A 12,145-nucleotide genomic window follows, 5' to 3' on the forward strand; every position below is an offset into this window, starting at 1 on the left:
AATTACACTACCAATTTATACCCGATACCTTTAAGAGTCTGAATGGTATCTATTCCCAACTTTTCTCTAAGTCTACGAATATGTACATCGATGGTTCTTTCTCCAACAATAACATCATTACCCCAAACTTTTTCTAAAATCTCGTCTCTTTTGAAGACTTTCTGAGTGTTAGAAGCTAGTAAATAAAGTAAGTCGAACTCTTTCTTTGGTAATAAAAACTGTTGAGTCCCTTTTGTTACTCTGAAGTTATCCTTATCTATAGTAAGACTTCCGATTTTCAATTGTTGTGCCTGTGTTGCTACACGGGTTGTAAGCTCCATCAGTGCATTAACTTTTGAAATAAGTACTTTTGGCTTTATTACCTTAGTAATATAATCATTAGCACCAGCCTGGAAACCTGCTAGTTGAGAAAATTCTTCACCACGTGCAGAAAGGAAAATAATTAAAGTTTTTTCAAGCTCTTTAATATTACGCAGATCCTGACACGTTTCTATTCCGTCTTTCTCAGGCATCATTACATCCAGAAGTATCATATCCGGAATAAGCTCTTTTGCTTTCTCAATTCCTTCTACTCCGTTTTTAGCGGTTTCAACCAAATATCCTTCTTTGGTAAGATTATAGGATAATAATTCTAAAATATCCGGTTCATCATCTATTAAAAGGATTTTTTTAGTGCTCATGTTTACTTTTTTAAAACCCAAAATTAACAAATTTTAATAAATCAATACCTCATTAACAATAATTTAATATTAACAACATTCTGTTAACACAAACTTAAAAATTACTTAAATATAGCTTAAAAAAAACTTAAACAATTCTTGGTTTCTTTGCCCCAATAAAATAAATGAAAAGTAAAATGAGAATAACTAAACTCTCAATTGGTGTTTTATTCACTTTTATTTCTACCACTTCTCTAATGGCTCAGGCAACGCAGGATACCATTAAAAAGAATGAGGCTAAAAATATTGAAGGAGTAAAATTACAAGGTCAAAGGAATAAAAAAACCGAAACGGCCATTTTACAAGAGCAGAAAAAAGCTGTTATCCAAAAGCAAGCTATGGGAGCTGAAGAAATTTCCAGAAAAGGGATTTCTAATGTAGAACAAGGTTTGACAAAGGTAACAGGAATCAACTCTGTAGAAGGAAGAGGGCTATTTGTAAGAGGATTGGAAGAGAGATATAGTTATTTGTTGATCAATGGGCTGGGATCACCATCTAATAACCCTTTTCAGAAAATAATTGCATTAAAACAGTTTCCAACTGATGTTGTAGGTAAACTTAATATTTACAAAACATTTAATGCAGATTTATATGGTGACTTTGCCGGAGCAACTTTCGATATTGAAACCCTTACCTACGAGAAGCCTTTTACAAAAATAGAATTTAGTGTAGGGGTTAATTCTCAGAATACTTTCAGAAATAATTTTAAAATCAATCCTAATGCAGATACTTTCAGAGGTTATTTAGGATTAAACTCAGATAAAAGACAGCTTCCTGATCCTATAAACGGATACCAGCCAAGCGGATATGAACTCACAAAGGAAGAATCTCTGCATAATTTTAAAGAGTCATGGGATGTTAACAATGTAAAATCATTACCAAATACAGGGATCGGATTTACAACAGCTCAGAAATTTAAAGCTGGAAATACAGGCAGCGTAGGTTTCTTATTATCCTTAAACCAGGCTAACTCTTACGAATACAGAAACGGAAACAAAAATAACTTTAATGAATCCGGGGATTACAGAAACCGCTTAATGAGAGAAACTTATACTTATGGTATAGAATCTTCTGCATTATTAGGCGTTGGCTATAAGAACAAAGGAACGAAAATAGATTTGAGTGCTATGTTCTTACAAAACTCGGATAATGTTATTGAAGACTTCTATGGATACAGAGATCAACAGAAACAAACACCATTATTTTTCCGTGTTAACCAGCAGGATATTTCCAGATTTACAAATATTCAGTTAATCGCATCCCAGAAAATAGGAGACCGGCATTTTATAAAAGCAGGAGGAAGCTGGGTGAATAATTTCTTCCAACAACCAGATCGGAAGATATTTGCTGGGCAAGAAATTCCCGGGACTCAGGATCTTTCTATGAACTATGGAGGTAATAACCTTATCCGTCAATACTTTGATGTAAATGGTAAGAATTACTTTTCAGCTTTTGCAGAATATAATGTTGGATTGGGTGAAAGAAATGAGAAAAATGAATTCCCTGTTAATATAGCTGCAGGGTATAATGGTTTTGCTGACATCAGGAATATATCTTACCGCTTTATATATGGTAGATTGCTAGATCCTGCAAATGCAAATGTAATTGTTAATAAAGATAAGCCTCAGGCACAATTCAACAACGGATTAACCAAAGGCTATTATAGTTATTTCGAAGGCTCTCCGCAACATTACAAAAAACATCTTTACCAGTTTGTCAATGCTGGATATATTAACCTGAATTATAAACCAAATGAAACCTGGGATATATTAATTGGTGGCCGTGTAGAAAACAACATGAACATTACACGTTACAAAGATCCTAAAAGCAATAAGTATCCGGACACTGAAAACATTACTAAGAATCAGTACTTTATACTACCCTCTTTGGCAATTAAAAAGGCTCTTAATAATAGCTCTAACATCAGATTTGCTGCTAGTAAATCTATCACAAGACCTATTCTTATAGAATATATGCCGATTGAATATATGAATCCGGATAACGAAAATATCGTAGGTAACCCATTATTGAAAAATAGTGAAAACTATAACATCGATTTAAAATATGAATGGTTCCCAACCAGTAAGGAGATGATTGCTTTTAATGCTTTTGGTAAAATACTGGATTATGCTATTGAAAGATCATATATTTCTTCCGGGAATTCTACAGGAACAACTATTACTTATTTCAATTCTAAAAGAGCCAAAGTACTCGGTCTTGAAGTAGAAGGTTTAGTTGGTCTTAACAGAATTTTCGAAGGATTAGACAGGTGGTCATTAGGAGCTAATGCAACCTTTATGTATACAGATGTAGAAAGAAGTGAGGAACAGAAAAATGAAACCGACTTCCTTGCAAACAGAAACAGAAAATTACAGGGTGCTGCCCCATGGACTGTGAATGCAGATTTAAAATACGAATTCAAAAACTCACAGAATCTTACTAACACATTCTCTCTTGTTTACAATGTTTCAGGTAAAAAAATCTACGGAGTTGGATTTGGTAGACTGGACAATGTATACGAAAGTCCTTTCCACCAACTAGACTTTATTTACAATACACAGTTGACTAAGAACTGGAATCTGAAATTTGCAATACAGAATATTCTTAATCAGCAGTACAAACTGGATTTAGGCGATAGAAGTTTAATTCCGATCAATGAAACCTCTTTGAGAATGGTAGACTTCAAACGTGGTACAAACTTTAACCTGACAATAGGTTATACATTTTAATTAAAAATAAAATAATACTAAGTAATATGAAAAAGAACATCCTAACGCTTTTGTCTTTAACATTTCTATTAAGCGTTTCTTCATGTACGATTGATATTCGTGAAGACAATGACATCCCTACAAACCCAACCAATCCTGGAAATAACAATGGTTCTGTAATGGAAGGCTCAGGAAATCTAACTGGTACAATTACTAAAGATTTATTGATAAAAAAAGGTAACTACACATTAACAGGTATTGTAAAGGTATCCGATGGCGTTACTCTAACAATAGAGGCTGGTGCTAATTTTACGGCTACAACTAATATTGATAGTAGTTTAGTTATCCTGAAAGGTGGAAAAATAAAAGCTGAGGGTACAGCAGATCAGCCAATTGTTTTCACAACAGCTTCCAAAAAACCAGGTGACTGGGGTGGTATTACAATCTATGGTAATGCGCCGATAAAGGCGGTTGGCGGTGCTTCAACAGCACTTTCAGAAGATGGATTATCTCAGACGTACGGAGGTAATGATGCAAATTCTAATTCTGGTGTAATGAAATTCGTAAGAGTTGAATACGGAGGCCGTAAAATTGGAGATGGAACATCTGAAACAAACTCTATGACTTTCTATGCTGTAGGTGCAGGAACTATTTTGGAAAACCTAGTATCTTATAAAGGTACAGATGATGGTTTTGAATTCTTCGGCGGTACTGCAAGCGGAAGTAATCTAATCTCTTACGGAAACTATGACGATTCTTTCGACTGGCAAGATGGTTGGTCTGGCCAAAATAATTCTAACTGGTATGCATACCAAACAGGTATTGGTAACTTTGGTATGGAGATCGAAGCTTCTTCTAACGCTGATAACACTGCTCCAAAAGTAAACGGAATTACTTTAATCAGAGAAGCAGGTACTCAGCCTGAGGTTGCCGGATCCGCAGAAATTACTGCAATTCAGTTTAAAAAGCATGGATCAGGAATCTTTACCAATGTTTACATAGATGGGTATAAAAATATGGGTACTCAGCAAGCTTATGCAGTTTTAATTCAGGATTTAGCTACTGAAACCGATCAGTTAAATAAAGGAAAAATTAAAGTTACTCCGATAAATTACCTAAATTCTGATAATCCGGGTGTATATGGATATGCATTTGCTACAACCAAACCTGTATCATTTACCAACGGAGATGTTAAGAAAACTCAGTTTACATCCGGTGCATGGGCAACTGTTGATGGTGTAGACTTGTTAGCACCTGTGAAAAAATAATCAATTTTTTATTCATAAGTTCAAATTCAAAAAAATCCCGAAGTTATATGACTTCGGGATTTTATATTATTTTAATTTAAAGATTTCTTTTTGAATCTTATACTGCTATATTAGTTTAATCTTCATCTTCAAATTGTTCCAGAAAATAGGAGAATGTAAAGCCTTCAACATTTTCTTCAGCATCTTCCATTGTTTCTAACAAATCTTCAAAAGTCTCCAGCTGGTCTACACTAAGATTAACGAACTCTATATGCAAAGGCATTTCTACATCACCTGTTAACACATCATACAAACCATCCAGATTGTCCCCGAAATAATCAGGTAACGGGAGCTTCTCCTTTAGTTGTTCGTAAAATTCTTCATAGTCACCTATCTGACTAAAATCTATGAATACTTCTTTCATTTGTTTCTATTCGTTATTTCTGTTCAAAACTTTTATAATGATCTTTACTTATAAACACCAATCCGTCATTACTAAATACCATACGTTCAGCATCTCTTCTTCCGCAATCGTAGTTTACATCGGCTTCAAAGTATTTTCTGCCATTTTCCTTAGGCAGCTTTCCTTCTCTGTTCCCAAAGTAATCTCCACCTATTGCCTTGCCTGGTAAAATATCACAAAGATTTCCTTTAGATGGCTCCCAACCTTTTTCTCTGGCTTCTCTTTTAGTAATATAATAATCAGGCAGTCTTTTATTTTTCTTCACATAATCTGCTACAACTTTCTCATTTGTTAGCGTAGCTATATCTGTCTGCGTATTTTTAGTAGTTGTAGGATCATAGTTTACTACCTCATCGGCAGTAGGCATTCTCTTTCCTGTATTTTTATTAATCAGAGACATCACTCCTATTCCTGCTGTAAAAGCAACAACGAAAAGAAGCATAATCTTTAAAAACTTGGAGTTCATTCTTTTATAGTTTATAGTTGTTGGTTATCTGATCCGATTTTCATTCTGAATACTGATTCTCAATCTCTATTTATTAATTCAATAAGGTTTCCGGAATTTCACAGACTGGTATCGGATTTATTTTATGCAGAGTTGCTCTGTGCAATTTATCGTAAATCTGAAAAACTTCTTTTTCTCTCCCCGAAAAATCATCGGCTTTATGGGTATTATAAACACTCATTGCCCATTCAAGTTCTGGATAAGAAGCCCCCATTTGTTGTTCGTCGGTTCTTTCCTCATCCCATAATCCATCTGTAGGAATTGCTTTTTGAATACTTTCTACAATATCCAGGTGTCTTGCAACTTCATATACCTGTGTTTTTACCAGATCTGCAATCGGACTGATATCTACCCCGCCATCACCGTACTTAGTAAAAAAACCTACACCGAAATCTTCAATTTTATTTCCTGTTCCGGTAACTAAAAGATTGTGAATCTGTCCGTAATAATATAGTGTAATCATACGCAAACGGGAACGTGAATTGGCTAAAGCCAGCTGTTCGTTCGGAAAATCAGCATCGTTTACATCTACCTGGCTCTGAAAAGTATCGAATGTAGGAGTAAGATCTACTCTAAAACCATCTACATTAGGAAATTTGTTTTTCAGAAAATCAATATGCTCCTGAGCTCGGTTCACCTGATCTTCTTTCTGACGGATAGGCATTTCTAAAACCAAAGTTTTCATACCTGTCATCGCTGCTAGCGTAGAAACTACTGCTGAATCAATTCCGCCGGATACTCCGACTACGAAACCTTTCATGCCTGCTTTTTCTGCATAGTTTTTCAGCCATGCTACAATATGTTCTATAACTTTTTCTGATTGCATATTTTATCTAGTTCTGTTTGTAATTTTCTTTCTCTAGTTTATACCAATAGCACAGATCACCATCGTCTAAGAAAGTCCCGAGTTCCTCGAAGTCTAATTTCCGCAAAACACGATTAGATCCGGCATTTTCAGTAACAGCCATGGCGTATACCACGTCAGTCTTTATTTCATTAAATGCATAATTCAGTGCTGCTATTGCTGTCTCTGTAGCATAGCCCTTTCCCCAATATTCTGGTAAAAAACGGTATCCTAATTCATATACGTTTTTCATACCGTTTATTTCTTTTGTCAGGTATTTTAGTCCGCTCCATCCGATTAGGATATTGCTGCTTTTTTCGATTACAGCAAGTCTTCCAACACCATTTTCTTTATACTGGTTTTGTATAAATTCAATCATTTGGCGGCTTTGTTCAACTTCAGTAGAAACTATACCTCCAACGTACTTCATTACTTCGGGGTTAGAGTCTAAAAGAAAGAGACCTTCTGCGTCTGTTTCTTCAAATGGTCTCATTATTAATCGGTTGGTTTCTAACTGCACTTTGTCCTTAGAATTTATTATTTTTGCACATTAAAATATAATGTAAAAGTAAAGAAGTTTTTCGAAAACTTTTATATCTGTTTTTCCTTTTGGTAAGGTTTTATTTTCCTTATCAGTAATATAAACAGATAGCAGGTTCAATTTTGGGAAATATTCAGATTAAACAGACTGTAGAAATTATGAGACAAACACAGATATCTATCAATGTAGAACTAGACGAAAATCACGTACCGGAAAAACTAACATGGAATGCTCAGGACGGGGGTATCGACAACCAGGAAACTAAAGCTGTCATGATCTCTGTATGGGATGAAAAGAAACATGAAGCGCTACGTATAGACCTATGGACAAAAGAAATGCCTGTTGATCAGATGAAGATGTTTTTCCATCAGATTCTTGTTTCATTAGGTCATACTTATGAAAGAGCTACCGGCGAAGAAGATGTTGCTGAAAAAGTAATGGAATTTGCTGAGGAGTTTGCTGCTCTTGCAAAGATCAAAGGATAACAGACACAAACCAACACCAAATATTAATATGAAAAAAACATTTTTAGTACTAAGCATACTCTCTTTATTTGCCTGTCAGAAAAAGACAGAAACTAAAGAAATAAACGCTAAAGATAGTATCACTACAAAAAAAGATACTGTAAAGACAGATAAAGTAGCTGAAGCTCCGGCGGCGCAATTAAACATTGTGGATTTTAAACCGGATGAGATTACTGCTGAAATGCTAAAAGGCAGCCTCCATCCATATGATATGGAAGGAGAATCTATTATGGAACTGGTGCCAAGTATGAAAGATTTTATAAAAGGTACTCCTTTAAATGTTGTTTATATTGATCTGTCCTTGAAAAAAGCTTTTATAAAGGCAGATGGTAAGATTGTTGCTCTTAAGGAAACCGGAAAAGATCAGTATGCTAATAACGAATATAAACTGTCTTTTACTTCTAAAACTCCTGAAAAACTACCACAGGAAATAGAAGTTGTAACGTATGCTTACGAAGGAAAAATAACAATTATCAGAAATTCTGACCAAAGTACAGTAGTAAGAGACTATTTTGCTGCAGGTCTGTAAATACAAATAAAAAATGAAATTCAATACTAAAGTAATTCATGGAAACCAACATGCAGAGCCTCATACAGGTTCTGTAAATGTACCGATATTCCTTACTTCAACTTTCGCACAAAAAAGTCCTGGACAACTGCGTGCAGGATATGAATATTCCCGTGGTGCAAACCCAACACGTCAGGCATTAGAAGATGCTCTGGCAAGTATAGAGAACGGGGCCAGAGGTTTAGCTTTCGGTTCAGGCCTTGCTGCTATAGATTGTGTACTTAAATTATTAAATCCTGGTGATGAAGTTATTGCTGTAGACGATCTTTACGGTGGTACTTACAGAATGTTTACCCGCCTTTTTGAAAAATATCAGTTAAAGTTTACGTTCGTTAACTTCGATGATGTTTCAAAAATAGCTGACCTTATTAATGATAAGACAAAGCTAATCTGGTTAGAAACGCCGACGAATCCTTTAATGAAATTAGTAGACATTAAAGCTGTTGCGGATCTTATTCAGGGGAAAGATATTCTTTTAGCTGTAGACAATACTTTTGCATCACCATACCTTCAACAGCCTTTAGATTTAGGCGCGGATATCATCATGCATTCTGCTACTAAATATCTTGGAGGTCACTCTGATGTTGTTGCAGGAGCTTTGGTTGCTAAAACAGAAGAATTAGGAGAAAAACTACACTTTATTCAGTTTGCATCCGGAGGTATCTTAGGTCCGCACGATTCTTATTTAGTACTAAGAGGTATTAAAACTTTAGCATTGAGAATGCAAAGACATTCTGAAAACGGAATCAAAGTTGCTCAGTTCTTGGAAAAACATCCGGCTATTGAACAAGTATTTTATCCGGGATTAGAAAGCCATCCACAAAATGATTTGGCTAAAAAACAAATGAAAGACTTTGGCGGAATGGTTTCTTTTACCTTCAAATCTGGTAAAAAAGAAGACTCGGTTAAGTTCCTGGAAAATCTTCGTGTTTTCACATTAGCAGAATCACTTGGTGGTGTAGAGTCTTTAGCAAATCACCCAGCTATGATGACACACGCATCTATTCCTGCTGAAAAACGTGCTGAGTTAGGTATCACTGATGATCTTGTACGTCTTAGTGCAGGTATTGAGGATATTGAAGATCTATTACAGGATCTGGAGCAAGCGCTGAACGCTATATAGGCCACCCAACAGAAAACTATAATTAAATTTGACTAGAGGCGGGTAAAACCCGTCTCTGCTATAAAATAAATGGAACAGATAATCAACATACTAAAATCCGGAGGTACTATTGTATACCCTACCGATACGATATGGGGAATTGGCTGTGATGCTACTAATATCGAAGCAATAAAAAAAATCTACGATATAAAGCACCGTGATGCCAACAAATCTATGATCATTCTCGTAGAAAGCGAGCGTCGCCTTCAGGAATTAGTAGAAGTACCTGAACTGGCATGGGAAATGATGGACCTCAGCGAGAAACCTATTACCTTTATCTATGATAACCCAAAAGGGCTTCCAAAAGAGCTTTTAGCAGAAGATGGCAGTATAGGTATCCGTTTGGTAAAAAATGATTTTTGCAAGAAACTTATTTCCAAACTCAACAAGCCATTGGTATCTACCTCTGCTAACCTGAGTGGCAGCAAAAGCCCGTTAAAATTTGCAGATATAGATCCTGAGATCCTGAAAGGAGTTGATTATGTTGTAGAAGAGTTTCACGATGTGGTTTCTGAATATCCCGGATCATCTGTGATCAAAATCGGTCAGGATGGGAAAATAAAAATCATTAGAGAATAACGAAAAGATATATTTTGAAGATCAATCTTAACCAAAATAAACACTTAAAAATATTCAAACTGGTCTCTGAGGCCGCAGAACAAAATACACAATCTGCTTATATAGTAGGCGGATATGTTCGTGATTTGCTTATGCAGCGTAAGGAGCCAACAGATATAGATTTTGTAACGGAAAGCAGCGGAATTAAGCTTGCGGAAACCGTAGCAGAAAATATCAATCCAAAACCTAAGGTTTCGGTTTTCAAAACTTATGGTACTGCTATGATTAAATACCAGAATCTTGATCTGGAATTTGTTGGGGCACGTAAAGAGAGTTATACTGAAAACAGCCGTAATCCGGAGGTAGAAATCGGTACACTGGAAGACGACCAAAAACGTCGGGATTTTACTATTAATGCAATGGCAATATCTCTGGGAAAGGAAAATTTCGGAGAACTGATTGATCCATTCAACGGGATGCAGGATTTAAGTGATAAAATCCTCCGTACTCCATTGGAACCCGTACAAACCTATTCTGATGACCCTTTACGTATGATGCGTGCTATAAGATTCGCATCTACTCTTAATTTCAGAATTGAAGACAAGTCATTACAGGCTATTAAACAGGAAGCTAAGCGTATAGAAATTGTATCTATGGAACGCATTATGACGGAGTTCAATAAAATAATGCTATCTGAAAAGCCATCTACAGGGTTAAGTATTCTGGAGAAAACAGGACTTTTTGATATTATTCTTCCTGAAATTACGGCTCTTAAAGGAATTGAAGAAAAAGAAGGGCAAACCCATAAAGACAATTTCTATCATACATTGGAAGTTGTAGACAATATTTCTGTAAATACAGACAATCTATGGCTGCGTTGGGCTGCATTGCTTCACGATGTAGGAAAAGCACCTACCAAGAAATTCACACCTGAACAGGGCTGGTCTTTCCACGGTCATGAGTTTCTGGGTTCTAAAATGGTAAAAACACTATTCCAAAGACTGAAACTTCCTTTAGGTGCTGAAATGAAGTATGTACAAAAAATGGTAAAGCTATCTTCCCGCCCTATAGCCCTTATTACGGATGATACATCGGATAGTGCATTAAGAAGACTTCTTTTTGATGCAGGAAAAGACCTTGAAGATCTTTTCACCTTATGTAAAGCTGATATTACAACTAAAAATTCGAGCAAACAGAAACGTTTCAAGAAAAATTTTGAGTATGTAGAACAAAAAATAAAGGAAGTAGAAGAGAAAGATCATGTACGTAATTTCCAGCCTCCTATCTCCGGAGAAGAAATTATGGAAATGTTTTCTTTAAAGCCTGGTAAGGAAATTGGCATTCTGAAAGAAAAAGTAAAAGAAGCTATTCTGGAGGGTGAAATTCCGAACGAAAAAGAAGCTGCCAGAAGTTTTGTTATAGAACAAGCTTCATTGATTGGTGTTGAAATAAAAAAATAAACAGATAAAGCGTTTCAGAAATTTGAAACGCTTTATTTTGTAAATATTTTAGGAGAACTAATTATCATACATGGATTATCCTAATTAAAAGATAACCTTAAATGAACCACATTCAAAATCTAATATCCGATACACATCACAGACCCTGGAAGCTGCCAATCGGAAAATGGCAATACTACCAGGAGTGGAATGATGCTTTATTCTTACATTTTGAAGTGGACTTCAATATACTTAGGAAACTTGTTCCTGAAAATTTAAATATTGATAGTTTTGAAGGGAAATATTATGTCTCGGTTGTCGCTTTTAAGATGGAAAAAATACGTCCCAGAAACCTTCCTTCAGTAGGATTTATTTCGGATTTCTATGAGATAAATGTCCGTACTTATATAAACAATGACGATAAGCAGGGTGTGTATTTCCTTAATATTGAAGCCGAAAAACAAATTTCCGCTTTTGTAGCAAGAACATTGTCAGGATTGCCTTATGAAAAATCTGAGATCAAACGCGGTACTAAAAGTTATAGCAGTAGAAATATAAAAAAGAAATTCTCTCTCATAGCGAACTTTGAGCCTTGTGAAAGAATAGAGAACAAAACAGCTTTCGACTTATGGTTAACTGAGAGATATTGTTTATATCTTATCAAAGATCAGAAAACATTAAGATATGAGATACATCACGCAGAATGGCCATTGCATTCTGTTAATCATTCAGATTTATCTTTAAATTATGGTTTTGAGGCAATTAATTTAAATGCCGAAAATGTTATAGCCTGCCATTACTCACCCGGAGTAAAAGTACTTTCCTGGACGGCAGAAAAGCTCTAAACTAAATAAACAGAAAATAAAA

The 12,145-nt window shown here is 35.4% G+C and carries 13 protein-coding genes; 8 read left to right on the forward strand and 5 right to left on the reverse strand.

Annotated features, from left to right (window positions below; genetic code table 11):
• Positions 1 to 2: 2 nt before the first annotated feature.
• Complete coding sequence (locus ATE49_RS01055; RefSeq protein ID WP_009085400.1) at positions 3 to 680, reverse strand: response regulator transcription factor; 678 nt, start codon at positions 678 to 680, stop codon at positions 3 to 5.
• A 164-nt stretch (positions 681 to 844) separates the two neighbouring features.
• Here ATE49_RS01055 and ATE49_RS01060 point away from each other — a divergent pair, with 164 nt between their 5' ends.
• Together ATE49_RS01060 and ATE49_RS01065 are read left to right on the forward strand one after the other, a co-directional pair.
• Positions 845 to 3,448, forward strand: a complete 2,604-nt coding sequence (locus tag ATE49_RS01060; protein WP_081278391.1) for a TonB-dependent receptor plug domain-containing protein — start codon at positions 845 to 847, stop codon at positions 3,446 to 3,448.
• 26 nt (positions 3,449 to 3,474) lie between these two features.
• Positions 3,475 to 4,695 carry a hypothetical protein gene (locus ATE49_RS01065; protein ID WP_065080747.1) on the forward strand — a complete coding sequence of 407 codons (1,221 nt, stop codon included), beginning with the start codon at positions 3,475 to 3,477 and terminating at the stop codon, positions 4,693 to 4,695.
• A gap of 115 nt (positions 4,696 to 4,810) precedes the next feature.
• On the opposite strand, the gene ATE49_RS01070 is transcribed toward ATE49_RS01065, so the two are convergent.
• The 4 genes from ATE49_RS01070 to ATE49_RS01085 form a co-directional block, all read right to left on the reverse strand.
• A complete protein-coding gene (locus ATE49_RS01070; protein WP_009085403.1) occupies positions 4,811 to 5,098 on the reverse strand; it encodes a barstar family protein in 288 nt (95 codons plus the stop codon).
• A gap of 13 nt (positions 5,099 to 5,111) precedes the next feature.
• On the reverse strand, positions 5,112 to 5,603 hold the full coding sequence (locus tag ATE49_RS01075) for a ribonuclease domain-containing protein (RefSeq protein ID WP_065080748.1): 492 nt from the start codon (positions 5,601 to 5,603) through the stop codon (positions 5,112 to 5,114).
• 73 nt (positions 5,604 to 5,676) lie between these two features.
• Positions 5,677 to 6,468, reverse strand: coding sequence for an NAD(+) synthase (gene nadE, locus ATE49_RS01080; protein WP_065080749.1), 792 nt, complete (start codon positions 6,466 to 6,468; stop codon positions 5,677 to 5,679).
• A 7-nt stretch (positions 6,469 to 6,475) separates the two neighbouring features.
• Positions 6,476 to 6,979, reverse strand: a complete 504-nt coding sequence (locus ATE49_RS01085; RefSeq protein ID WP_065080750.1) for a GNAT family N-acetyltransferase — start codon at positions 6,977 to 6,979, stop codon at positions 6,476 to 6,478.
• 206 nt (positions 6,980 to 7,185) lie between these two features.
• Here ATE49_RS01085 and gldC point away from each other — a divergent pair, with 206 nt between their 5' ends.
• The 6 genes from gldC (at position 7,186) to ATE49_RS01115 (ending at position 12,123) form a co-directional block, all read left to right on the forward strand.
• Positions 7,186 to 7,512, forward strand: a complete 327-nt coding sequence (gene gldC / locus ATE49_RS01090) for a gliding motility protein GldC (protein WP_034871059.1) — start codon at positions 7,186 to 7,188, stop codon at positions 7,510 to 7,512.
• Positions 7,513 to 7,540: 28 nt separating this feature from the next.
• Positions 7,541 to 8,080, forward strand: a complete 540-nt coding sequence (locus ATE49_RS01095) for a hypothetical protein (RefSeq protein WP_059154782.1) — start codon at positions 7,541 to 7,543, stop codon at positions 8,078 to 8,080.
• Between the two features lie 13 nt (positions 8,081 to 8,093).
• Positions 8,094 to 9,242: a cystathionine gamma-synthase gene (locus tag ATE49_RS01100; protein ID WP_065080751.1), complete on the forward strand. Its 1,149-nt coding sequence runs from the start codon at positions 8,094 to 8,096 to the stop codon at positions 9,240 to 9,242.
• Between the two features lie 69 nt (positions 9,243 to 9,311).
• The gene (locus ATE49_RS01105; RefSeq protein ID WP_024565131.1) at positions 9,312 to 9,860 is read left to right on the forward strand and encodes an L-threonylcarbamoyladenylate synthase; all 549 of its coding nucleotides are present in this window, start codon (positions 9,312 to 9,314) and stop codon (positions 9,858 to 9,860) included.
• Positions 9,861 to 9,874: 14 nt separating this feature from the next.
• Entirely contained in the window at positions 9,875 to 11,299 is a 1,425-nt protein-coding gene (locus ATE49_RS01110) for a CCA tRNA nucleotidyltransferase (protein WP_081278392.1), read from the forward strand.
• Between the two features lie 101 nt (positions 11,300 to 11,400).
• A complete protein-coding gene (locus ATE49_RS01115; protein WP_065080753.1) occupies positions 11,401 to 12,123 on the forward strand; it encodes a YqjF family protein in 723 nt (240 codons plus the stop codon).
• Positions 12,124 to 12,145: the final 22 nt, after the last annotated feature.

The organism is Elizabethkingia miricola (assembly GCF_001675285.1).
GTDB classification, from domain to species: domain Bacteria; phylum Bacteroidota; class Bacteroidia; order Flavobacteriales; family Weeksellaceae; genus Elizabethkingia; species Elizabethkingia miricola.